At 58.8% G+C, this 22947-nt stretch carries 20 protein-coding genes and 1 pseudogene; 13 read left to right on the top strand and 8 right to left on the bottom strand.

All coding sequences use genetic code 11. The features are described 5' to 3' along the window. Positions 1-113: 113 nt before the first annotated feature. Both traA and F4U94_RS22415 read left to right on the top strand, forming a co-directional pair. Positions 114-2684 carry a Ti-type conjugative transfer relaxase TraA gene (gene traA, locus F4U94_RS22420; RefSeq protein ID WP_150412259.1) on the top strand — a complete coding sequence of 857 codons (2571 nt, stop codon included), beginning with the start codon at positions 114-116 and terminating at the stop codon, positions 2682-2684. 10 nt (positions 2685-2694) lie between these two features. Beyond that, the gene (locus F4U94_RS22415) at positions 2695-3399 is read left to right on the top strand and encodes a DUF6118 family protein (protein ID WP_150412258.1); all 705 of its coding nucleotides are present in this window, start codon (positions 2695-2697) and stop codon (positions 3397-3399) included. Positions 3400-3520: 121 nt separating this feature from the next. Here the strand turns inward: F4U94_RS22415 and F4U94_RS22410 are convergent, their stop codons facing one another. Together F4U94_RS22410 and F4U94_RS22405 are read right to left on the bottom strand one after the other, a co-directional pair. Next, complete coding sequence (locus F4U94_RS22410) at positions 3521-3919, bottom strand: type II toxin-antitoxin system VapC family toxin (RefSeq protein ID WP_150412257.1); 399 nt, start codon at positions 3917-3919, stop codon at positions 3521-3523. Further along, positions 3916-4191, bottom strand: a complete 276-nt coding sequence (locus F4U94_RS22405) for an AbrB/MazE/SpoVT family DNA-binding domain-containing protein (RefSeq protein WP_150412256.1) — start codon at positions 4189-4191, stop codon at positions 3916-3918. Before F4U94_RS22405 ends, F4U94_RS22410 begins: the two co-directional genes overlap by 4 nt. A 331-nt stretch (positions 4192-4522) precedes the next feature. Between F4U94_RS22405 and F4U94_RS22400 the strand changes: the two genes are divergently transcribed. After that, positions 4523-4810: a hypothetical protein gene (locus tag F4U94_RS22400; protein ID WP_150412255.1), complete on the top strand. Its 288-nt coding sequence runs from the start codon at positions 4523-4525 to the stop codon at positions 4808-4810. A gap of 84 nt (positions 4811-4894) precedes the next feature. On the opposite strand, the gene F4U94_RS22395 is transcribed toward F4U94_RS22400, so the two are convergent. Then, positions 4895-5848: a tyrosine-type recombinase/integrase gene (locus tag F4U94_RS22395; protein ID WP_150412254.1), complete on the bottom strand. Its 954-nt coding sequence runs from the start codon at positions 5846-5848 to the stop codon at positions 4895-4897. Between the two features lie 190 nt (positions 5849-6038). Here F4U94_RS22395 and F4U94_RS22390 point away from each other — a divergent pair, with 190 nt between their 5' ends. Together F4U94_RS22390 and F4U94_RS22385 are read left to right on the top strand one after the other, a co-directional pair. Next, positions 6039-7205 (top strand): nucleotide sugar dehydrogenase, encoded by a 1167-nt coding sequence (locus F4U94_RS22390; protein ID WP_150412253.1) that lies wholly within the window; start codon positions 6039-6041, stop codon positions 7203-7205. Positions 7206-7279: 74 nt separating this feature from the next. Then, positions 7280-8035, top strand: coding sequence for a class I SAM-dependent methyltransferase (locus tag F4U94_RS22385; RefSeq protein ID WP_150412252.1), 756 nt, complete (start codon positions 7280-7282; stop codon positions 8033-8035). Between the two features lie 6 nt (positions 8036-8041). Here F4U94_RS22385 and F4U94_RS22380 read toward each other — a convergent pair whose 3' ends face one another. Beyond that, the gene (locus F4U94_RS22380; RefSeq protein WP_150412251.1) at positions 8042-8857 is read right to left on the bottom strand and encodes a phosphotransferase family protein; all 816 of its coding nucleotides are present in this window, start codon (positions 8855-8857) and stop codon (positions 8042-8044) included. A 25-nt stretch (positions 8858-8882) separates the two neighbouring features. Then, positions 8883-10355 (bottom strand): mannose-1-phosphate guanylyltransferase/mannose-6-phosphate isomerase, encoded by a 1473-nt coding sequence (locus tag F4U94_RS22375; RefSeq protein WP_249042103.1) that lies wholly within the window; start codon positions 10353-10355, stop codon positions 8883-8885. 225 nt (positions 10356-10580) lie between these two features. Here F4U94_RS22375 and F4U94_RS22370 point away from each other — a divergent pair, with 225 nt between their 5' ends. From F4U94_RS22370 to F4U94_RS22360, 3 genes are all read left to right on the top strand, one after another. Further along, positions 10581-10790 carry a type II toxin-antitoxin system ParD family antitoxin gene (locus F4U94_RS22370; protein WP_150412250.1) on the top strand — a complete coding sequence of 70 codons (210 nt, stop codon included), beginning with the start codon at positions 10581-10583 and terminating at the stop codon, positions 10788-10790. A 160-nt stretch (positions 10791-10950) separates the two neighbouring features. Continuing rightward, positions 10951-11841, top strand: a complete 891-nt coding sequence (locus F4U94_RS22365; RefSeq protein ID WP_150412249.1) for a replication initiator protein A — start codon at positions 10951-10953, stop codon at positions 11839-11841. A 548-nt stretch (positions 11842-12389) separates the two neighbouring features. Continuing rightward, positions 12390-13271 (top strand): helix-turn-helix domain-containing protein, encoded by an 882-nt coding sequence (locus F4U94_RS22360; protein WP_150412248.1) that lies wholly within the window; start codon positions 12390-12392, stop codon positions 13269-13271. Positions 13272-13485: 214 nt separating this feature from the next. On the opposite strand, the gene F4U94_RS24690 is transcribed toward F4U94_RS22360, so the two are convergent. The 3 genes from F4U94_RS24690 to F4U94_RS22350 form a co-directional block, all read right to left on the bottom strand. Continuing rightward, on the bottom strand, positions 13486-13854 hold the full coding sequence (locus F4U94_RS24690; protein ID WP_170271990.1) for a hypothetical protein: 369 nt from the start codon (positions 13852-13854) through the stop codon (positions 13486-13488). A 114-nt stretch (positions 13855-13968) separates the two neighbouring features. Further along, entirely contained in the window at positions 13969-14127 is a 159-nt protein-coding gene (locus F4U94_RS24685; protein ID WP_170271989.1) for a hypothetical protein, read from the bottom strand. 224 nt (positions 14128-14351) lie between these two features. Further along, positions 14352-15050, bottom strand: a complete 699-nt coding sequence (locus F4U94_RS22350) for a ParA family protein (protein WP_150412247.1) — start codon at positions 15048-15050, stop codon at positions 14352-14354. A gap of 132 nt (positions 15051-15182) precedes the next feature. On the opposite strand from F4U94_RS22350, the gene F4U94_RS22345 reads away from it, so the two are divergent. From F4U94_RS22345 to F4U94_RS24860, 5 genes and pseudogenes are all read left to right on the top strand, one after another. Continuing rightward, on the top strand, positions 15183-16811 hold the full coding sequence (locus tag F4U94_RS22345; RefSeq protein WP_150412246.1) for a glycosyltransferase family 2 protein: 1629 nt from the start codon (positions 15183-15185) through the stop codon (positions 16809-16811). A gap of 14 nt (positions 16812-16825) precedes the next feature. Beyond that, the gene (locus F4U94_RS22340) at positions 16826-17581 is read left to right on the top strand and encodes a DUF5672 family protein (RefSeq protein ID WP_150412245.1); all 756 of its coding nucleotides are present in this window, start codon (positions 16826-16828) and stop codon (positions 17579-17581) included. Positions 17582-17621: 40 nt separating this feature from the next. After that, on the top strand, positions 17622-18590 hold the full coding sequence (locus F4U94_RS22335; protein WP_150412244.1) for a phytanoyl-CoA dioxygenase family protein: 969 nt from the start codon (positions 17622-17624) through the stop codon (positions 18588-18590). A gap of 25 nt (positions 18591-18615) precedes the next feature. Continuing rightward, on the top strand, positions 18616-22527 hold the full coding sequence (locus tag F4U94_RS22330) for a glycosyltransferase (protein WP_150412243.1): 3912 nt from the start codon (positions 18616-18618) through the stop codon (positions 22525-22527). 138 nt (positions 22528-22665) lie between these two features. Then, positions 22666-22829 (top strand): annotated as a pseudogene (locus F4U94_RS24860) (IS5/IS1182 family transposase); the annotation flags it as partial. Positions 22830-22947: the final 118 nt, after the last annotated feature.

Genomic DNA, 22947 nt, shown 5'->3' with positions numbered 1-22947 from the left:
CCGTTGTGCCGGCCTTTTTGTGTGGCCGCGACGGCTTACGTAGCGCAATCCCTGGCAGAGAAGCTGGCGCCGACGTCCCTCAAGCTCGCCTACCGTGAATCTGTGGCCGAATAATGCACAGGGGCCAAAAAGTGCGCGACTGGAACAGTACAGCGCTATTGCAGAAGTGGCGCGAGGAGTGGGCCGATCACGTTAACGAGCGTCTGGCCGAGCTGGATATTGATGCCCGCATAGACCATCGCACGTTGGAGGCGCAAGGCATCGACCTTGAGCCGCAACACAAGATCGGGCCGGCGGCGTCGCGTATGCCCGAACAGGGGCTTGAGGCCGAGCGGGTCGATGACCATGCCCGGATCGCGCGGGAAAATGGCGAGAAGATCATTGCGCGGCCCGAGATCGCGCTGGACGCGATCACGCGCCAACAAGCGACGTTCACGCGGCGTGATCTGGCGCAGTTCGCGTTCCGGCATAGCGACGGCAAGGATCAGTTCGATCAGGTGATGAGCGCGGTGCGCGCCTCGCCCGAGCTGGTGGCGCTGGGCAAGGATGGGCGCGGTGAGGATCGCTTTACCTCCCGCGATATGATCGAGATGGAGCAGCGTCTGGAACGCATCGGCGATCGGCTTGCCGGCATGGCGCAGCATGGCGTTTCCGTTTCCCATCGGGACGGCGCTGTGATGGCGGCCGAGCAGCGGGGGCTTGTTCTTTCGGTCGAGCAGCGCGGCGCACTGGATCATATCACAGAAGGCCGGGGTCTCGCCTCTGTGGTTGGCTATGCCGGCAGCGGTAAGTCGGCCATGCTGGGGGTAGCGCGCGAGGCATGGGAGGCACAGGGCTATACCGTGCACGGCGCGGCGCTGTCGGGGATCGCGGCCGAGAATCTGGAAGGCGGATCGGGCATCCAGTCGCGCACGCTCGCCAGTCTTGAATATCAGTGGGGCCAGGGGCGTGAGCAGCTTGGTCCCCGTGATGTGCTGGTGATCGACGAAGCCGGCATGATCGGCACCCGCCAGATGGAGCGGGTGCTGGCTCATGCCGAACAGGCCGGGGCCAAGGTGGTCATGGTCGGCGATCCAGAACAGTTGCAGGCGATCGAGGCCGGTGCGTCATTCCGTGCCCTTACTGAGCGTCATGGTGCGGCCGAGATTACCGAGATACGCCGGCAGCGGGAAGATTGGCAGCGTGATGCGACGAAGGCGCTGGCGACCGGCAGGGCCAGTGAGGCGATCCATGCCTATTCCGATCATGGCATGGTCCATGTGGCCGAGACGCGCGAACAGGCGCGCGCAAGTCTGGTGGACCGTTGGGATACCGAGCGTATCGCAGCGCCCGATCAGAGCCGGATCATTCTCACCCATACCAACGCCGAAGTGCATGACCTCAATCTGGCCGCGAGAGAGCGACTGCGTGCATCCGGTGAGCTGGGCGGCGATGTGCGCGTGTCGGCCGAACGGGGACCGCGTGAATTTGCCAGCGGCGATCGCGTCATGTTCCTGAAGAACGAGCGCGGGCTAGGCGTGAAAAATGGCACCTTGGGGCAGGTCGAGCGTGTATCGTCTGACGGCATGGCGGTGCGGCTCGATGATGGGCGCAGTGTCGTGTTCGACCTCAAGGACTATGCCCATGTCGATCATGGCTATGCGGCGACCATCCATAAATCCCAGGGTGTGACGGTCGATCGGGCGCATGTCCTCGCCACTCCCGGCATGGACCGTCATTCCGCCTATGTGGCGCTGTCGCGACACCGCGACGGCGTGCAACTCCATCATGGCCGCGATGACTTCGCCGATGATCGCCAGCTTGCCCGGACGCTGGGGCGCGAGCGGGCAAAGGATATGGCGTCCGATTATTCCCGCGATACGGCGCAGGACATTCGTGCTTTCGCCGACCGTCGCGGCTTGTCGGGCGAGATCCGTTTGCCCGACAATGCGCGTGCCATCCAGCGAGATCCGCGTGGCGAGATAGCGCCTATCAAGCGGGGAGCGTTCGGCGGTTTCAAGCCGGGGGCGGCCGAGCGCACGACCGCGGCCGAGCAGAAGCTGCGGCACGGCATGTTTGCGGGCTTGAAGCTCAATGCCACGCCTGCCCCGTCCATGCCGACGAAAACCCCTGTGGGTGACCAGGATCGCGACTATGTGCGCGCCGTTGAACGGGCTTCGCGTTCGGCTGAGGCGGTGTTGCAGGCCGGCGCATCGGGCGCGCCGATCCTGGAGCATCAGAAGGTCGCGCTGGAACGCACCAGTCAGGCGCTTGAGCAGATCAGGCCGGGAGCCTCGCACGATCTTCAATCGGCGATCCAGCGCGACCCTGCCCTGTTGCGGGATTCAGCGGCGGGGCGCAGCGGCCCGCTGATTGACGCGATGGCGCAGGAAGCCCGTGTGCGGGCCGATCCCAATCTGCGCGCAGATCGGTTCGTGGAACGCTGGCAACAGCTCTCTCAGGACCGTGATCGGCTTTATCGTGCCGGTGACATAACAGGCCGCGAGCATGCGGGCAAGGAGATGGCGGGCATGGCTAAAAGCCTTGAGCGCGATCCGCAAATGGAATCGGTGTTGCGCGGTCGTACCCGTGATCTTGGCCTTGAGATTGGCATAAACCGGGGCCGTGAGATGGGCGGCGGCGAGCTGGGCCGCCAGTTGACGCAGGAGCTTGGGATAGGCCGTGATCGCGGCATGAGCCGGTAAGGAGACGCATGTGGATGAGGACGACAGGCAGGGCGAGGATGGCGCGGCACGGGCGTTCGAGCAACTCACGCGCGAGGTGTCGTTGCTGCGCGCTGCTGTCGAGGGACTGACCGCCGCGCGGGAGTCCATCGACATTCCCGATTATCAGCCGACGCTTGAGCGCACCGAAAAGATATTGGTGGCTCTTGCCCAGCGGATCGACCCCATCGCCAAAAGCCCGCTCCTGTCGATGACGCCCGATTCCATGGCAAGCCAGATTGCAGCGGCGGCTACGGCTGCGCGTCGGGAAGATGCGCGGCTTGTCGCCGAAGCGCGCGCGGGGCTGGATCAGGCCGCACGCGAGATCGACAACCGGCTTGCATCGGCGCGGCGCGGCGACGAGCAAAATCGCTGGCTCTATATTTTCGGTGGCGGCGGTCTGGTGCTGGGCTTTTTATTCTATGCGGTGCTGGCGGGGCCGATCGCGCGGTCCATGCCGCCAAGCTGGCACTGGCCCGAGCGTATGGCGACCCGCGTTCTTGATGAGCGCGGCGCGTGGGATGCGGGGCAGCGTTTGATGCAGGCGGCTGCACCGGAAAGTTGGAGCGCGATTGTGGCTGCGTCGCCATTGTCGGATGCCAACCGTAAAATCGTGGAGGCGTGTCGCGAGCGAGCCGCGAAAGCCAAAGAGCCGGTGCGATGCACGATTGAGGTGAAACCCGACAGCGCAGGTTGATCTCGGCGCTGACCGGATAAGTGCCGTTCATGACCCCAGTTTATCAGATCGATTTTACGCAGATCATGACAAGAAATGCTGCCGCCGCCGGTGCTTCAGCGAGTGAACACCGATCGCATGACTATTTTAATTGCAAGGCGGCAATCCCCTGCCCTTGCAGCAGCTTAACCACTTGCTTGTCGAATGAGACGAAAGTTTCGCCGCCATGGAAACGACCGTCAAATGCAATAACCCCGTCAGCAAAATCACCTCCTGCATCCAGGACAGTAAGGCCTGCTTCTACCATAGGCCGATTGATGACGACATTCTCCGCGTCGATCAAAGCCCTGATCGCGATGGCAATGTCTGGCCGGGCCGTCTTGTAAAGACGTTCCATGACCCAAACGAGTTCGCATAGAGTGTGTATACTGACGGCAACCAGTTTTGCGCGCTCCATTGTTTCGACGGCAATCAGGCTCTGGGTTTCGTCATCCGCCAGAATCAGGCGCAGCAGGACATTCGTGTCGGCTGTAATCCTCATTTATCATCCAAGCCGGTCATGCCGGCAGCAGCACCTGCTTCGGCAATGGCGTTGTTGATTTCTTCGATCGAGAATCGAGCGCCGTTGGTCTTGCCTTTGAGCATGCCATGCAACTCCCGCCATGACCCTTTGGGTTTATCGGCTTTCAGTTCTGCTCTGCCATCGGGCAACAGATCGAGCCTGATTTTGCCTCCAGGCTGAATGCCAAGATGATTGAGAATATCCTTCCGGAAAGTCACTTGGCCTCGTGCGGTCACGCTCAATGTCGCCATAGTCATCACCTCAATGCTAAACTACATTTAATGCAAAAAAGCATTACCACAAAGGCTGAACTATAAAAGCCTAAATCCGCACCTCTTCCATCCTTGCCAGGCTGAGGTCGTTATGCCGCCGGTCATAAAGTTGTGCCGTGAGGGTTGCGTTGTGGTTGACGAATGGCAGCGGTTTTTCCAGCGATCCGCCATTGTCAGCCGCCGCTGGATGAGCCTTGCAAAGAAGGCTGCGGGGCTAGCGAGGTGATAGAGGGGGGATAGCACGTAATGCGCCCTAGCGTCTTGCAGTGAGTTCCAAAGCGGTCAGGAGGTTGGCGGCTGTGCAGCATTCTTGGCCATCCGCGATCTGACAGTGTCGAGGATTATCGGCGTTTCCCATGATGAACAAAGTGGGGAAGCGGGCGTCTTACAGAGGGGCAATCACGCTCTGTCGGAGAAGATCATGCCAGACGATGTAAGGGCAGCCCTTGAACGGTTTCAGCAGTTCTTAGGCCAATATCAAGGCGACGACGTCATCGACGAAGCCAGTGGCTTTAAGGTTTCTGATGGCACGTTGTTGGCCGGCGAAATCGAAATGTTGGCCAGGCATCAGGAACCGGACGAAAATCCAATCGACTAAGAAGTGATTACATGAAGTGACTTGGTCAATGATCCAGTCACTTCCTTTTTATTTTATTAAAAAAATTCTTATTTACGAATAATTTCAAATCCGCACCCGCTCCACCTCGGCTAGGCTGATATCGTCGCGCCGCCGGTCGTAAAGCTGCGTCGTGCGGGTCGAGCTGTGGTTGGCCATGGCGGCGGCATTTTCCAGCTTGCCGCCATTTTTGAGATAGGTAGTGATCCCGGTCGCGCGGAAACTGTGATTGCCGATCTGCGTCTCGATTCCCGCAGCCAGCGCGCGGCGACGCACCATAGCATGGGCTTCGGCCTGACGCAGCGCCCGATCGCTCAGCGTCCGGCGGCCCCGCGCGACGGTGCGGAACAGTGGTCCCCTCCCCTCGTCCAGCCCGCATACCTCTATATAAGATAGCAGATAATCCTCCAGGCTGTGGTGGCATGGCATTTCATGTCGCTTGCCGCCTTTCTCATGCAGGCGCAGCCATAGCCGCCGTCCCTGCACGAACACATCCTCCCGCTTCATCGCCAGCGCCGCGCCGACGCGCGCAAAGCTGTAGATCATCAGGCCGATCAGCGCCCGGTCGCGCAGGCCCGCCGGCGTCGATATGTCGATCGCGTCCAGCAAGGCCCGGGCCTCTATTGCCTCCAGCACCGGCGTCCGCCCGGTCCGCGCGCTGTGCGCCGGTCCGCGCACGCTGGCGGCGGGGTTGGTTGGGATCGCCTGCCCCGTCACCAGCCAGTCGAACAAATGGCGGATCGCGGCGAGCCGTTGCTTCACGCTCGGTGCCGCAAGCGACTGCCCCAAAGTCTCGATCCAGGCCGCCACATGAATAGGCGCAATATCGCTCAAGTTGCGAACGCCATGGCCAAAGCACCAAGTCAGAAAATCCCCCGCCGCCTTCGCATAGGCGCGCCGCGTATGCGGGTTACGGATATTGGCTGCGAAAAATTCCAGAAAGCGCATGTGCACATGCGGCGGCGCCTCCGCAACGATCGGCGGCAGGATGAGCGAGGGCAATGGGATCGACGGCAACATGGAAATCGGACCGAGTGTATATATGTGATAATGTCCTTTATCACATATTTGAGAGATGAAAGGGGAAATTGCATTTCATCCCCTGCGATGAACGGTTGTAAGTCGGTCCTATCCGTCGCAGGGATGCCAGATGCTGATCCGGGGTGCCGGGCGCGTCCATGGCGGCGCGTGATGCAAGGAATGACGAAGAATGAAGATCGCTGTTTTTGGCCTGGGCTATGTCGGGCTTTCCAATGCCGTCCTGCTGGCCCAGCATCATGATGTGGTCGCGGTCGATATTACACCGGCGCGGGTCGACATGCTCAATGCGCGCCAATCGCCGATCGTCGACGCCGAACTGGAAGAGTTCCTCGCCACCCGCCCGCTGACCCTCGCGGCCACGCTCGACCCGCATCAGGCGTTGGTTGGCGCCGACTATGTGATCGTCGCGACGCCGACCAATTATGATGTCGGCACCAACAAGTTCGACACCTCCTCGGTCGAAGCCGTGATCCAGACCGCAAAGGCGGCCAATCCCGATGCGACCATCGTGATCAAATCGACCATCCCGGTCGGCTTTGTGGAGGATGTCCGCCGCCGCCTCGGCACCGATCAGGTCATCTTCAGCCCGGAGTTCCTGCGCGAAGGCCAGGCGCTTCAAGACAATCTCCACCCCTCGCGCATCATCGTGGGCGAACGGTCGGACCGGGCGCGCATCTTTGCCGATCTGCTGCTGGAGGGCGCGGTCAAGAAGGACGTCGAAATCCTGTTCACCGACCCCAGCGAAGCGGAGGCGATCAAGCTGTTCGCCAACACTTATCTCGCCATGCGCGTCGCCTTCTTCAACGAGCTGGACAGCTATGCCATCGCCCATGATATGGACTCGCGCCAGATCATCACCGGCGTCGGCCTCGACCCGCGCATCGGGTCGCATTATAATAATCCCAGCTTCGGCTATGGCGGCTATTGCCTGCCCAAGGATACCAAACAGCTACTCGCCAACTATTCCGAAGTGCCGCAAAACCTCATCCGCGCGATCGTGGACGCCAACCACACGCGCAAGGATTTCCTGGCGGATCAGATCATTGCGAAGCGCCCGAAAAAGGTCGGCGTCTTCCGCCTGGTGATGAAGGCCGGGTCCGACAATTTCCGCCAATCCTCGATCCAGGGCATCATGAAGCGGATCAAGGCCAAGGGCATAGAAGTCGTGATCTACGAGCCCGCGATGCAGGAAGAGGCGTTTTTCGGTTCGCGCGTGGTGCGCGACCTTGGCGCGTTCAAACAGGAATGTGACATCATCATCGCCAACCGCATGACGCCGGATATGGAAGATGTGGCAGACAAGATCTTCACGCGCGACCTGTTCGGATCAGATTGACAACGATTGGCAATCCGGCTGCAATCGTCTCTCATCCTGATGATTTTGTAGCACAATCTGCCGCGGAGACTTTGATGATCAAGCTACCTCATTTTCTTCGCAGGAAGCGTTCGTCGGCAAAGACTCGTGAAAGCCATTCCGTCCGCGACTATCGCGCGCTCGTCCGCGCCAAGCTGAAATCCCTGCCCGACGACCCGGCGCTTGCGCTAGCGCAGGCGATCGGCGCGCCGACGATGGCGGATTTCATGTCGATCGGCGACGGTCATGTCGCGGTGCTGCGCCATCATGGACTGGTAGATGGCATGACCGTCTATGATCTGGGCTGTGGTTGCGGCCGCACGGCGCAGGCGCTTGTCCGCACCGGGTGGCGAGGCCAATATACTGGCGCGGATGTCGTCCAGGAACTGATCGACGAACTGGCCCGACAATGTCCGGGTTATGACGTGCTGCTCAACGTAACGCCCCGGATCGTTGCGCCCGACGCATCACTGGACATGGTCTTTCACTGGTCGGTCTTCACCCACCTCTATCCCGGTGAATCCTATCTCTACACCTCCGATGCCTTTCGTGCGCTCAGGCCCGGCGGCAAGATGATCTTCTCCTTCCTCGAAATGGAAGAGCCGGAACATGATCGGGTGTGGAACGCCAATCTCGATCATCTGCGCAGAGGTAATGCTGCGGAACATCTCGACGCGTTTCTGCATCGCGACTGGATCCATCGCTTCGCCCGCAACGCCGGATTTGCAGAACCGCGCTTTACTAACGGGCAGGACAGCAAGGACCATCCTCCTTTCTGGCAAAGCTTGGCGGTGCTGGAAAAGCCCGCCTGATCCGCATCAGCGCAGCGTGGGCAACCCCACTTGCTGCAACGCTTTGTCCAGATATCGCATAAACGCCGGCGTGCGCCCGGCGTCCCGTGCACGAAGCCAAGCCAGCGCCACGACGGGTCGCCATGCATTGATGTCGTGCGCCGACACGGCGGATGACTTCATATGGCTTTTACCCAACCGCCCCGCCGCCCAGTCGCGCCACAGGTTCGTTACCCAGTCGGTCGGCCCGATGCCAAAGCGCATCAGCATTTCGGATCGCACACCATCGGCCGCCGGATGCCCCGCCGCCGCCTTCGACCAGTCGATCACCATCATCCCCTGCGGCGTCATCATGACATTGCCCAGATGAAAGTCGCCATGCGTCAGAGCTTCTCCGTCCGGTAGCATATCGAGATAGGCGATGGCGGCGCGTTGCAGCGCGACGGGCGCAGGCCCATAGGCGATATCGGTCGCCAGCACCTGCTTGAGCGGACGTAATGTCCCTCCCCCGGCCCGGTGCATGGCGGCATGGATGTCGCCCATCCGGCCCAGCGCCCATCCCGCTCGCATCGGGTTGCGGCGAATCCAGTCCATCACCGTCCCGCCTTCAAGCCGGGGATAGACAATGCCCCGCCGCCCGTCCCATGTCCGCCGCTCGATCGCCGCAGCTGTCGGCACGCCACATGCACCGGCATGGACGGACGCGTCGGCTTCGCGCGCGATCATCTCTTCGGACACGCTGTCGCGAAACAGCTTGATGACCCGCCCCTCGCCGATATCGAACAGTTCCGCGCTCGCGCCGCTGGCGAGGAAATGCTGCGGTACAATCGGGTCGGTCACCATGTGTCAGCCGTTGGAATGGCCAAGATCATGCCCGCGCATAACGGTCTTCATAGCGGATGATGTCATCTTCACCCACATAAGGGCCAGTCTGCACCTCGATAAACACCATGGGGATGCGCCCCGGATTTTCGATCCGGTGCTGTGCGCCGACCGGGATGTAGATGGACTGGTTTTCGGTCAGCACCGAACTGTCGTTGTTCAGCGTCACGCGGGCCGTTCCCTCCACGATGATCCAATGCTCGGACCGATGGAAATGACTTTGCAGGCTGAGGGAGGCGCCGGGCAGCACGGTGATACGCTTGACCTGAAAACGCCCACCGATCAGCAGGCTTTCGTGCCAGCCCCAGGGCCGGTGATCTTTGGGGAAGGTTTCGGCCTGCACCGCGCCTTTCCGTTGCAGCGCCTCGACAACCTTCTTTACATCCTGCGTGCACGATTTGTCTGCGATCAGCACCGCGTCGTTCATGGCGATCGCGACGATATTGTCGAGGCCAAGCCCGACAATCTCCAGTCCCTCGCTTTCCGACCGCAACAGCGAATTGCGGCAATCGATCGCCGTCGACGCGCCCGACAGCGACACGCCATCTTCATCGGGCTGCATATGGCTCCACACCGCATCCCAGTCGCCCAGGTCCGACCATCCCGCATCATAGGGAACGACCGACAGATTGTCGGCGCGTTCCATGATGGCGACGTCGATGGCGATATTGTCCGCTTTGCTCCACGGATCGGCCGCTAAACGTAGGAAGCCTAGATCGGCTTCCGCTTCGCCCACGGCAATCCGCACGCTGTCCAGCATGGCGGGGGCGTAGCGTTCGAACGCGGCGATGATATCCTTGATCGCGAACAGGAAAATCCCAGCGTTCCAAAGATAATTGCCGGTCGCCAGCATCTCCTGCGCGCGGGCGGCATTGGGCTTTTCGACAAAGCTGGTCAGGGGGATCGGCGCGCCAGACCCGTCGGGTGGGCTTGCGATTTCCAGATAGCCATAGCCAGTTTCCGGCCGCGTGGGCTGTATGCCGAACGTCACCAGATCGCCCCTTTCGATCGCGGCCAGCCCCTTGCCCACGGCATCGTGAAAGGCATCGACATCGGGTACAACATGGTCGGACGGTGCCACCAGCATGATCGCATCAGGATTGCGCTTCGCCAGATGCAGCGCGGCGGCCAATATGGCAGGGGCTGTGTTACGTCCCTCCGGCTCGATCAGGATAGCGTCGGGGTCGATCCCCTCCTGTGTCAACTGCTCGGCGATGATGAAACGGAACAGGGCGTTGGTTAGCACCATCGGTCTGTCGAAGACAAAATCTTTCGCTTTGCCAGACAGGCGCCTGGCGACCGCCTGAAAGAGGGTTGCCTCCCCTACCAGCGGTACGAACTGCTTGGGATAGGATTTGCGCGACAAGGGCCACAGGCGTGTGCCAGATCCGCCCGCCAGGATGACTGGCGTAATGAGAATGTCGGAACCGGCAGGTTTCAGCTGTATCATATGATCCATTCAAATTCCCTTGACGCCATTTCATGACGACTTTGGTAACTCTATGCAGAGATTATTTGTGACTACAATGCGATATCCCTATTTCTCTGATCGCATCACGCAGCAGTTAGCCTCATTATATTTAGATATCAATTAGGTACCATAGTGATATCTAATTGATATCCATTGCTATGTATTATTTATTGGTATAACTTTCCTACTCTTATCCGCCAGTCAGGACCCATCATGGCGCGCAACACGTCCATCACGATCGGCGATCATTTCAGCCATTTCGTCAGCGAACAGGTGCGCTCTGGCCGTTACGGCTCCACCAGCGACGTGGTGCGTGCGGGCCTCCGGCTGCTGGAGGAGCATGAGGCGCGGGTGCGCTCGCTCCATGACAGGCCGGCCGCCAACGCGCCGCTATCCTTTGATGGCGCGGTGGCCGAGGGATAAGGGCGCGGGGCGAGAGCCGGTCATTCGGGCCGCGCATCCCTCATTCGGGGTATGAAGATCCCCCTACGCGGTCACCGGACGGAAAAAAACGGCAAAATGCCAAATTCGTGCTTTCGAGTAGAAATAGGAAAAGCCGGTTTTCGGCTATGGAGCGATCATCATGAGCATAGCGCAAAGAGAATTGTTCCAGCTCGACAGCCCCCTGCTGGGCGAGATCCGCGGCGAACGATCGCTGATGGCCTTTCCTTTTTTCGCGCTCGCCAAAAATGCGTGGATGAAGCCCCTCTCCTATTCCACGCCCACCGTGACGATCGAGGTGCGGCCCAGCGCGCGCGGTGTCGCCACCATTTATGACAAGGAAATCGTTCTCTATATCGCCAGCCTGATGGCCGCGAAGATCGAGGCCGGCATGGCGATTTCGCAGGATTTCACCTTCACCGCGCACGACCTGTTCACCGTCACCGGTGCCAATCACAGCGCCCGCTCCTATTCCCGCCTGGCCGATGCGCTGGAGCGGCTCCAGGGCACACAGATCCGCACCAATATCGAAGCCGGGGGCGAGGGCGAGGAAGGTTTCTTTTCCTGGTTGTCGGAAGCACGGTTGCAATATGCGCGTTCGGCCAATGGCGAAAAACGGCTGAAATCCGTGAAGGTGCGCCTGTGCGACTGGCTATTTCGCGCCATTTTACGCGATGGGCAGGTGCTCGATTATGCCTCCACCTATTTTCAGCTCGGTCCCATAGAGCGCCGCATCTATGAAGTCGCGCGCTCGACTTGCGTGGATGGCGAACCGCTCGACATGGACCTCCAACTGCTCAAGCTCCAGACCGGTTTTCAAAACCCTTTGTCCAATTTCCGCATCGCCATGCGCCAGATAGCGGCGGCCAATGCCATTCCCGGTTACGATATCCAGATGATCGAAGATGCGGCCGCCGCAGCCGCCCCGGAAACTGACGAAATGCCCCGCAAGGCCGGGCGTCGTCCGACCCCGGCACGGGTCATCATCACGCGCCGCGCATCCCTCGCGCTGGACGCCGCACCTGGCATCTGATCCTCCGCCGGCATCCTTTCACAGGACTGGCGATCGCTTGTCCTGAACGTCCCATCGCAAGGACTGGCTGCATCCTGATTCGTGCCTGCATCGCTATTCCTACTCGAAAGCACGAATAGGGCGCCGACATTCCTACTCGAAAGCACGAATGTGCGCGGTCATTCCTACTCGAAAGCACGAAGTTAGCGGCCATTTCTACTCGAAAGCACGAACGATTTTCGACATTCCTACGCGAAAGCACGAACCGTCAGGCCTTCCAGTGTAGGATTTTTGCTGCGACTATGCGCCCTTGCCGGCCTGTGCCGGCATCCATCAACAGGCCGGTCGCGGACCGGTGGGGATTTCAAATGAAGGGGTGGCTGTGACCACATAAAAGAACGCCCGGCACGAAGGCCGGGCATCCGTTGGAATAGTGGAGCGACGTCGCCAAACGTCGAACCGGGATCACACCCCTTCTTCCTACTCCATAAAGAAACCCGTTTCAAGGATGCGCGCTTCGCGCCACGCCCTCTTTTTGTCCGGTGACGGTCCTCCATGTGGAGGGACGAATGGGAACACTTGCCTTTGGTGAGGCGATAGCTGGCGCGCTGGGCGCAGCCGCGGCGGGATATGGCGCGGGTCAATCCGCGCGCACCACGGAATCGCGCCGCAAGAGCCGGTCGGGTGCCCCCAATCCCACCGGCGCCCCGGTGCTGCGCGACAGCGTGGAGGCCGGCACGTTCGAACATCTTTTCTTCGCCAGCCCGGCCAAGGGCGAACCCGATCGGCTGTTGCGCGCCGCACGGCGCATATTGGACGCGGGACGCCAGCTGCGCCGCGAAGCGCGGTGCGACGGCCGCATCCTCACCACCGCCGAACAATTGCTGACCACCCTCACGGCGGCCAGCGTGCGCGTGCTGGAGGAAATCCTGACCCTGGCCCGGTTGAACCGCGGCCGGGTCTTTCCCAGCTATGATTATCTGGCCGATGCGACCAGCCTTGGCCGCGCCACGGTCGCGCGGGCGCTGCGTATCTTGGAAAATATCGGCTTTCTGGTGCGCCAGCGCCGGTTCAAGCGCGTGGAGGGCGATGGCCCCGGCCCGCGCTATGCCCAGACGTCCAACGTCTATCGCGCCTTCCTGCCCGAGATCGTGCAACGCTATATGCCACGCTGGATGCGCCCTGCCCCCCTGCCCGACGATCAGGTCCAGCGCGAAGCCGACCGACAAGAGGATATGGCGGCGATGCGTGCGGCGCTCTGTCCGCAGGAACGGCGCAAGACGATGGAGAAGGGCAAGCTGGCCAAGATCCTGGCGCGAATGGAAGCAGCGCTGGATGCCCGAATGGAACAGAATGAGGGAGAGCGTGAGTCTCATAATCATCCGCAACCGCTCATGGAGTCATATATAAAGGATAATCAGCGGAGTTGGCCTAGTCGGCCAACAACCTAAGGCCTGACGGCTCAGCATGACCTTAACCCATGCTCCCAACATAAATCTTGCTCAGACTGCTAGGACAGGACGCGCCGCTCCGCGGCGCGAATGCTCCCCAACGGGAGCAAGCGGCTTGGGCTGTTTCACAAGGATGGCACGGCGAAAGGACGAAACCATGCTGGTACCCTCTCCTGTGCAAAAAGAGTAATTTATCTTGGTATCTATAAGATATCTATCCGATATCCTTTTCAAAATCACCTTGACCCATGGCATGCTTGGGGAGAGCATCCGGATCATGAGCCCGATTGAAAAAGCCGCCCGCAGTTTGTGCCGTGCTCAGGGGGAGGATGAAGACAGCCTGTCCGCCGGCGCACCGCGCTGAGCGGACTATCTCCCGCAGGTGATGGCTGTGATCGACGCGTTGCATGAACCTGACCGGGCCATGCAGGAGGCCGGTCTGGAAATCATCCGCTATGTCGGCCGCGAAGAATCCGAATTGGGCTATCAAAGCGACGCGGCCAATGTCTGGCGATTCATGATGGATGCGCTGCACCAGGATGGTCGGCAGATCATGACTAAAATCGCCGAAAAACCCGTCCAATAACCTAGACCAAGCCATAGGCGGCGGCTGCACCTTGATATCTATCGTTCGCCGATATCCTGTCCGACATTCCGGACAAGTTCCATCAAATGATATCGGATAGCTAACTGGTAGCTATCCGATATCTTGTTTTCCGCGCTGTGCGGCGAGCGCCGCCAACGCTTGTTCCAGCACTGCGCCCAGCGGCATCCCCATATCATCAGCGATCCGGTACAATTCCGTGATTGTCTCTTCAGTCGCCTTGATATTGATCTGGCGGTTGCGCCCGGTCACATGCCGCCGCGGCTGCCGGGCTGTTGGCTGGACCGGCGGCGGGGCAGGGGAGGGGGGGGGCGTTTCACCTGTCTCACTCGCTGTCTCAGGCAAGGGTGTGGCGCCTGCTTTCCGGCTTGGAAAGCCGCTGCTTTGCGCGATTTTCTCGATCGCATCTGCCGGTACTGGCTTGGCGCCATTGTCCGACCCGAAATCATCCAGATCGCCGAAGGGATTGGCCCTGCTCATCCTGCTACCTCATCTGCCTTGACGGCATTTTTCCTGCTGGCTCGCAGCTTTTCGATCACCTCGACGGCAAATTGCTCGGCATTGGCGATCGCCTTGTCCAGATTGGAAACATCCTTGGGATCCAGTTCCTCCAGCGTCTGGCGGAAAGAAAAAATCGCGCGAAACGCTTCGCGCTCATGCAACTGGGTCGTGAACATCGGCACGCCGGCATCGACCAGCCCGTCCTGGATATGTCCCATGGTTCGCGTGCGGATGATCGGACTGGTCCGCGACAGCAGCACGCCATAGGGCACGGCCCGCCCAGTCATTTTCTCATGTTGCTTGAGCACCCGGATCGCCCGGCTCGCCTGTTCAGCGTCCAACTGCGATCCCTGCATCGGGATGACCACCAGATCGGCCTGGCTGACCGCCAGCAGCACGATCTTGGCCGCCGTCCCTTCCAGATCGACGATGACGAAGGGCGTCTGCGCCGCAGCCTCTTCGATCTTGTCGAGGATATTATCCTCATCGACATCTGCGACGATCGACAGATTGTCCGGCAGTTGCGCGTCCTTGCCCCATGCGGCGATGGGGTGATTGGGATCGGCGTCGATCACCGTCACCTTGGCACCCCGTGCCAGTTGGGAGGCAAGGAGCAGGGCAGCGGTGGTTTTCCCGACGCCCCCCTTTGGACTGATGAAGGCGATGGTAGGCATGGGATAACTGTATAGCTATCGGCTAGCATCAGGCAATCCAATAGCTATCTGGTATCCTCATGATATCTTTTCTGCCGAAAGCCAAGGATTTCCTTGGTGATCGGGGCCAAAGTCGTTATTTGCCAAAACCTCATGCGATCGACGTCGATAGTTCATCATTTCAAGCGGATCGGTGACGCATGGCTAACGGCGTCCGTCCATTTCGACGCTTTTCGAGCTGAACCGCGCGCCTATCTCACCGCGACCAAATGGTGGATCAAGCGCAAGAGGGTCCGCGCCCGCGGACAGTTCGCACCGCTGCTCAGTCAGTCGCCAAGGGCGTATCGGCTCTGGGTCTTGCGGCAGGAACGTGAGGGAAGGGCGCATAGCCAATCCGACGCACAATGCCCGATTATCGGTCTTGTCGACCTGACCGGCGGCTTTGATCCGAAATCTTTGGCGTCTACTCGGCAAAGTATGATGGTTGAAGCTCTAACGCTGCTTGCCATCGGCGCTCCCGAAACGCCCACGCTTGCCGCAGCCATCGCGCAAATCGACTGGAGCGCCAATCCCTGGTTGTTACCTGTCCGTCCTGGTGACCGGCTCGCACCCGGCACGGCAGATGCTTATCGCGCAACTATGATCGACGGCGCAACACAGCTTATCTATGCCGACGACGACCTGCTGATTGGCCGCCGTCGCGCTAAACCCTATTTCAAACCCGACTGGAACAACGAACTATTTCGGCAACAGGATTATCTGACCGGCGCCTGCATCGTTCATGGAACTCGCGCCGATCTGGAGGCTGTGGCCGACAGGGCCGACTGGGCCGCAGGGTTGATCGCGAACATGGTGGAACGGGGGCAGGGAGCACCCATTCACCTGCGTCAGATGCTGCACCACCGCCGCCATCGCCCGTCGCCGCGCCTTCCCGCCCGTCCGATCGACATAGCCCGCGAACTGCCGCCGCTGTCGGTCATCGTGCCGACCCGCAACCGAGTGGACCTGCTGCGCACCTGTCTCGAGGGTGTCACGGCGGCTCATTACCCGCAGGTCGATGTCATCGTTATGGACAATGACAGCGACGATCCCGAAACGCTGGCTTATCTCGCAGCGCTCGATCCCGTCCGTCACTGCGTGCTGCGACACAGCGGCGCGTTCAACTATTCGGCGATCAACAATCGCGCGGCAGTGCAAGCCCAGGGCAGGCTGCTCTGTCTGCTCAACAACGATATCGAAATGACCGACCCGCACTGGCTGGCGATCCTGGCAACGCAGGCGCTGCGGCCAGACGTCGGCGCGGTGGGCGCACGGCTGCTTTATCCCGACGGGCGCATCCAGCATGCGGGCGTCGTGATCGGCGTTGGCAATGCGGCGGGCCATGCCCATCGGTTCCTGCATCCCGATGAGGAAGGCTATTTTCATCGCCACAGCCTGCCGCAATTCACGATGGCCGTGACTGCCGCTTGTCTGGTGGTGGAACGCGACAAGTTCATGGCGGTGGGCGGCCTTAACGAAAGGGATTTCGCCGTCGCCTTCAACGATGTCGATTTCTGCCTGCGTTTGAACCAGCGGGGCTGGCAGTCGCTTTACGAACCGCGCGCGACCCTCATTCATCATGAATCGGTGTCACGCGGGCTGGATCGCGATCCAGTGGGTGCGGCGCGCTTTGCGGGAGAACTGGCCGCGCTCAAGCGCCTGTGGAAGACCGATGAAATCTACGATCCTTATCACCATCCGCAACTCAGCCGCGCCAGCGAACAGTTTGCGGTGGCCCTGTGATTGATGGATCTGTAATGGCTGCTCGCGCCCCTCTGCCGCAGGTGACGCTGTGCGCGGTCAGTTCAGTCAATATCTCGGCAACAATCCGGGCGCTGGAAATCAGTCTAGCGCAAATCGATGTCGCGGCCGCGCTGCTGCTGACCGACAGCCCGGTGCAGCCCGATCATCCCGGCATTACCGTGGTGCCGATCGCACCCGTTACATCGTCGCGAGCCTATTCCGATTTCATCCTGACGCAATTGGTCGATCATGTCGAAACCAGCCATTGCCTAGTGATTCAGTGGGACGGCCATGTACTAGACGCATCGCGCTGGCACCCCGATTTTCTCACTTATGACTATATCGGTGCCGGTTGGCCTCAGTTCGACGATGGCCATGATGTCGGTAATGGTGGCTTTTCCTTGCGCAGCCGTCGCCTCATGCAGTTGTGCCGCGACCCTGCCTTCCATCCTTCCCATCCCGAGGATGTCGCGATCGCCCGCATCAATCGCGACTGGCTAGAGCGGCAGGGCATGCGTTTTGCCCCGCGCGCGCTTGCCGACTGTTTCGCCGCCGAACGGGCAGGGGATGTTGCGGCCAGCTTCGGCTATCATGGCGCCTGGTTGATGCCGCAGGTCGTGGGGATAGAAGCCTTCTGGACCCTTTATCGCGAACTGGACGATTGCGGTACGATCCGGCATGACTTTTCTTCGATATTGAAACAGATAAGGCAGGGGCGTGGAGGCTGCATCCGGGCTCTTCGCCTGACGCTCGATCAATTCAGGCGGTGACGCCGCCCTATCATTCACGCCCGCAAAGGGACTGACGCGCTTGACCAACATCTTTCCCGGCCTGCCCCTGATCGAATCTCCGCTGTTTCCGGCGCTCAAGGCGGAATGGGGATGGAGCGCGGAGGAAGAGCGGATCGCCACCGATCTGCATGAAAAGGGTTATGCCGTCTTCGATTTCCCCGACGCGGACCTGGATGGCCGCATCGAGCGGATTCAGAGCCATCTGGGGCCGCGCTACGGCATCGATTTCGCCGATCCGCATAGCGACAAGACTGCAGGTGAACGGCGCGTGCAGGATGCCTGGCAATTTGACGAAGATGTTCGCGCCATCGCCGCCAACCAAGCGGTGCTCGACCTTCTGAGCAAACTTTATGGCCGCCAGGCCTTTCCGTTCCAGACGCTGAATTTCCCGGTCGGCACCCAACAAGATGCCCATTCGGATTCCGTCCATTTCTCCAGCCTGCCCGAACGTTTCATGTGCGGCGTATGGCTGGCGATGGAGGATATCGGATCGGACGCGGGGCCGCTCTTCTACTATCCCGGATCGCACAAATGGCCGATCATGACGAATGCCCTAATCGGCCGCCGCGGTTATGGTAGCGACCTTGCATCAGCACAGGATCCCTACGGCCCTGCGTGGCAGGCATTGTGTGGTGCACATGGAGCGCAGCAGGAAGTCTTTCTGCCGCGCAAGAGACAGGCACTCATCTGGTGCGCGAACTTGCTGCACGGAGGGAGCCCCCAGAACGACCCTCGCTTGACCCGGTGGTCGCAAGTGACACATTATTATTTCGATGATTGCATCTATTACACGCCGGCCTTTTCTGACGAAGCGATCGGAAAGCTGCATCTGCGCGAACTGGTAGCGATAAATGACGGTGAACGCAGGCCGAATATATATATGGGGAACGAAATTTATGATAAATCTAGTAAAAATATTAGGAAAAATATATCAATTAAAAGAAAGTTGATGAAAAAAATTGCTAAATTGAAAAATTTTAAGTTCTGATTATTTATTTGTACGGGGAAATTCGATGAGTTTGGGTGGTGACATCAAGAGGGCATTGTTCCGTACAAAAAAAAGAAGAATGGAAAAAAAGAAGCGGGAATTTGAAAACCTACAAGCGCTTATAGATACCAACTTTAATCGAGAAGAAGGTGTATTCGATCCAAGCTGGTATGAATCAACATATCCTGACGTTATTTCCGAAGGCCAGACGGCTTTCTATCACTATATCAATCATGGCTATCAGGAAGGTCGGGATCCAGGTCCCAATTTCGATACCCGCTATTATCTGACAGCCTATCCGGACGTTGGTATGTCCGGGCTTAACCCGCTCGTGCATTATGTCATGCATGGACGTGCAGAAGGGCGTCAGTGTAAAGGAAACGCCGCGTTTCATGCCGTCGTACAATCCAATGGCATACGTCACGTCATCGTAAAGGAATTCACGCTCGCTCCTGGTGAGGATGCAGCTTTGCTTGTCACCCACGCGCCGGCGGGGCGGCTCAAGCCTCATATTCTCCCCTATATCGAGCAGCTTTCCCGGTCAGGCCTATCGGTTCTTCTTGTTGTCATTGTCGATCGTCCACTTGAACTGCTTGATAAGGAAGTAGCCGCCGCTTCCGGCATCATCGTGCGGGACAACGCCGGATATGATTTCGGTGCTTGGGCGCATGCCTTTCGGCTTTACCCAGCTCTGTTTGGCGCGGGCCTGCTTGTGATGACGAATGACAGCCTCATTCCCACGGCTGATGTCGATGTATTCGCGGCGATGATGGCCCGTGTGCGCGAATGCCCCTCCGATATCGTCGCGCTGACGGCCAGCCATGAATATGGCTGGCATGTGCAAAGCTATTTTCTGGGGTTCAAACCCAAGGCGCTCAGTTCCTGGGGGTTCCAGCATTTCATTCGCGACCTTCGCCGGATTGACGACAAGGACGAAGTTATCCGCACCTACGAAGTGCCTTTTGCCGCGAACATGCAAGCGGCAGGCCTTACCGTGCAGGCGCTCTACGCAGGGTCCTTTTCAGCGAACCCTACATTCTTCAGCTGGCGCGAGTTGATCGATCAAGGCTTCCCATTCATCAAGTTGCTGATGCTGCGCGACAAGTTTAAGGAAGTTACCGATCAGCATGACATGCTGAAGGAAATTCGTCAGCAATGGCCATCTGTCCTCAAAAAAGCAGGCTTCGATATAGAGCTTGTGCGGGCGGCTTTACGAGCGGCTGAAATTTCCTCGGTTCCGGCCGGTCCCAGCAACGAACTGCTGTTCAATCCTCGTCAGTTTGACATGATAACCAATGATCATCCATTGCGGATCGCCTATTTCGGTCCATGGAACTATGAAAATGGTCTCGGCGCAGCCAGTCGCGAAATGCTTAGTGCGCTTCGCCATCTCAATGTGAGCGTCAACGCCTATCCTGTCGTCAAACCGTTCCACATTCACCGACTGATCTGTCCACCGGTCGAAATGATCGATTTTCAGGGACGTCCCGATATTGCGATCGTGCATCTTAATCCGGATTCGTGGAACGTTCTGACGGACGAACAGCGGGCCATCATCCGATCTGCCAAGCAGCGTATCGGCTATTGGGTTTGGGAAACCGACAGATTGCCGCCCGCATGGCGCCAGGAACTCCATTCGGTAGACCGGATATGGGCGCCCAGCACTTACTGCGCGGACGTTTTTTCAGCCGAAGTAGACGTGCCGGTCGATGTCGTGCCTCATCCCGTACGTGTGCCGGCGCGGATTGCGTCCGATCGCGGCACTATATTGCGGCGATTTGGGATCGACCCTGAACTCAAGGTCATCCTCTATATTTTTGATGGAGCCAGCTACCTCGTTCGCAAGAATCCCGACGGGCTTATTCGCGCTTTTGCGAAATCTGGCCTGGCAGCACAGGGCTGGACGCTGGTACTCAAAACCAAACATCTGCACGACCGGCCGGAAGCGGGCCAGGCGCTTATGGCTTTGGCCAATGCAACGCCGGGTGTACGCATTCTTGAAGTCTCGCTTCATGCCGATGAAGTCACAAGTCTGATGGCGGCGGCCGATATTTATGCCTCGCCTCACAGTTCCGAAGGGTTTGGGTTGACGGTCGCCGAAGCGATGGCGGTTGGCAAGCCGGTCGTTGCGACCGATTATGCCGGAACCCAAGATTTCATCAACGAAACATGTGGGTATCCGGTCCCTGCGACCTTGTGGACTCTGGATCAAAATTACGGCCATTATCTTGCCGGTCATCGCTGGGCCAAGGTTGATGAAACGGCCTTCGCCGCCGCGCTGGTGAAAGCGGCAAAAGCCATCATGGCTGGCGATACCGCCATAGGACGTGCAGCGAAGGCCAATATCGAACATATTCTGTCTTATGAAACGGTAGCGGAGGCGATTAAGGCCAGCTTTAAGGGTGCGATTGAAAATTCGGACACCGCCACGAAGGACATTGCAAGCTCCAAGAAGAAGATTCACCTTCCGCCACCACCGCAGGTCGATCCTGATTTTTCTGGCGCGCGCCGTTTTCGTGATTTTCCAAGGTCGGAAGGTCTGGTCCCCGTACCTCTGGAAGACGATCTTTCCTGGAACGGCGAAGCGATTCCTGATGGTCCTGCGACAGATTGGATTTTATTCGCACCGCGCAATGCCTATGTAGCGCCTGAAACACGGCACTATTTTCTCAGTTCATCGACAAATCGACCAGATGTGTCGCTCTTCTATGCCGACGATGTTGCGGCAGGCGAACCTATAATCAATCGCCTCAATCTGAAGCCAGATTTCAATCGCACTCTGCTTGTTTCGCTGGATTACATCGGTGCGCCGGTCGCAGTGCGCCGTAAGATGCTAATAGACATTGGTGGTCTAAATGAGGGGCGTGGAACAGCGGTGTTATATGACCTGATTCTGCGGGTTTCCGAAGCCGGTGGCGTCATCACGCGTATCCCTGAAGTAGTAATCGGCTATGAAGGCAAGCGTCCCATAGCTGAAGTCGAAACGCGTCGCGATGCGATAAGGGCGCGCAAGGATTTCGCTGATATAAATCTTGTTCACGGGACCGCTTCAGGTTTGCTGCTCCAGCGACGGAGTTTCGATAGGAACAATAGGCCTGCTGTTACGATTGTAATTCCCACGCGACGAACGCTTAGGCCTCAATCGAAGAAGACTTATATCGAAACCTTGCTAGCCCGCATCGCGCAGGCTTCATGGCCGATGGATCGTATCACAGTAATTGTCGGAGACGACATTGTCGGTGAAGTCGATTGGGCAAAACAGCCTTGGCCGTTCAAACTTAAGCGGATTGAAACACCGCGTATGCCGGACGAACCATTTAACTATTCTGCCAAGATGAATAGGCTGTGGCGCGAAGCCCGCGACGAACAAATCATTTTCTTGAACGATGATGCCATGCCCACGACGCCCGACTGGATCTCTGCACTTCTCAGCTTTTCCGTCGATGATAGCGTTGGTGGAGTCGGGGCTCGTCTCCATTATGATGACGGCAGCATCCAGCATGTTGGTATGTTCCCATCATTTCGTACCGTTGTTCATGCATGGCTTGGTTGGCCACCAGAGTCAGAAACCTATAATAACTGGGCAATCGCGCAGCGAGAATGGTCTGTGGTAACCGGTGCCGTATTCGCAACCAGGCTATCTATCCTCAAGCAAACAAACGGATTTGACGAGCGTTTCAGTCTAGAATTCAATGATGTTGACTTATGTCTTCGTATTCGTAACTTAGGTTATCGTATCGTTTACAACTCAGAAGCGCAGTTCATACATACCGAGAAGGCTTCGCGTGGGGAAACGATCCCACCTGGCGCTGAAGTGGCGTTATTCCTATCCCGTTGGGCACGTTGGCTGGATAATGATCCGGCCTCTCATCCTAGCTTTTCAAAAGAACGTATGGATCCTGTAGCTAAGCCGTACCCAGATGCATGGTACCTTTAGAGGCTGTGTCGGAACACTTATGTAATGGTGGACGATCGAGTTTCGATATGATTGCAAGGGGTTGCGACACCAACCTTGGAAGCCATCATGTGGAACTCGACCGCCCGCGTGTGCCATAGTCGCGCACATCTTCGCTATGGAAGCAGTCTTTCCGCCATGGTCCATGGTGCCGACGTCCAGGATCGCGATGGCGCGGTGCCCTTACTCAGACAATCAGGCCGACGGCATTCCGTTGTGGAGCGCATCTGTGCCGAAGTGCCTACAATAGCCATCGCGTTCGGGCCGCCATCTTCGTAGGCATTCGGTGAAGGCCGCGGATCAGGCGGCTTCGCGTTGATCTTCGGCTGCGCGCCAATTCCATGGCAGCAGTTCGTGGAGACGGTTCTGGGGGATGTCGGCGATGCTGCTGAGCACATCGGC

It is taken from the genome of Sphingobium limneticum, from assembly GCF_008710155.1.
In the GTDB taxonomy this organism is placed as follows: domain Bacteria; phylum Pseudomonadota; class Alphaproteobacteria; order Sphingomonadales; family Sphingomonadaceae; genus Sphingobium; species Sphingobium limneticum.
This window is presented reverse-complemented; position numbering and strand designations above follow the sequence as displayed.

Excerpts from the sequence above, each read along its gene's own strand:
- F4U94_RS22350 (WP_150412247.1), bottom strand. The coding sequence starts at position 15,050 with ATGCCTACCATCGCCTTCATCAGTCCAAAGGGGGGCGTCGGGAAAACC.
- F4U94_RS22380 (WP_150412251.1), bottom strand. The coding sequence starts at position 8,857 with ATGGTGACCGACCCGATTGTACCGCAGCATTTCCTCGCCAGCGGCGCG.
- F4U94_RS22395 (WP_150412254.1), bottom strand. The coding sequence starts at position 5,848 with ATGTTGCCGTCGATCCCATTGCCCTCGCTCATCCTGCCGCCGATCGTT.
- F4U94_RS22340 (WP_150412245.1), top strand. The coding sequence starts at position 16,826 with ATGGCTGCTCGCGCCCCTCTGCCGCAGGTGACGCTGTGCGCGGTCAGT.
- F4U94_RS22370 (WP_150412250.1), top strand. The coding sequence starts at position 10,581 with ATGGCGCGCAACACGTCCATCACGATCGGCGATCATTTCAGCCATTTC.
- traA (WP_150412259.1), top strand. The coding sequence starts at position 114 with ATGCACAGGGGCCAAAAAGTGCGCGACTGGAACAGTACAGCGCTATTG.
- F4U94_RS22405 (WP_150412256.1), bottom strand. The coding sequence starts at position 4,191 with ATGGCGACATTGAGCGTGACCGCACGAGGCCAAGTGACTTTCCGGAAG.
- F4U94_RS22345 (WP_150412246.1), top strand. The coding sequence starts at position 15,183 with ATGCGATCGACGTCGATAGTTCATCATTTCAAGCGGATCGGTGACGCA.
- F4U94_RS22360 (WP_150412248.1), top strand. The coding sequence starts at position 12,390 with ATGGGAACACTTGCCTTTGGTGAGGCGATAGCTGGCGCGCTGGGCGCA.
- F4U94_RS22390 (WP_150412253.1), top strand. The coding sequence starts at position 6,039 with ATGAAGATCGCTGTTTTTGGCCTGGGCTATGTCGGGCTTTCCAATGCC.
- F4U94_RS22330 (WP_150412243.1), top strand. The coding sequence starts at position 18,616 with ATGAGTTTGGGTGGTGACATCAAGAGGGCATTGTTCCGTACAAAAAAA.
- F4U94_RS22385 (WP_150412252.1), top strand. The coding sequence starts at position 7,280 with ATGATCAAGCTACCTCATTTTCTTCGCAGGAAGCGTTCGTCGGCAAAG.
- F4U94_RS22375 (WP_249042103.1), bottom strand. The coding sequence starts at position 10,355 with ATGGATCATATGATACAGCTGAAACCTGCCGGTTCCGACATTCTCATT.
- F4U94_RS22410 (WP_150412257.1), bottom strand. The coding sequence starts at position 3,919 with ATGAGGATTACAGCCGACACGAATGTCCTGCTGCGCCTGATTCTGGCG.
- F4U94_RS22365 (WP_150412249.1), top strand. The coding sequence starts at position 10,951 with ATGAGCATAGCGCAAAGAGAATTGTTCCAGCTCGACAGCCCCCTGCTG.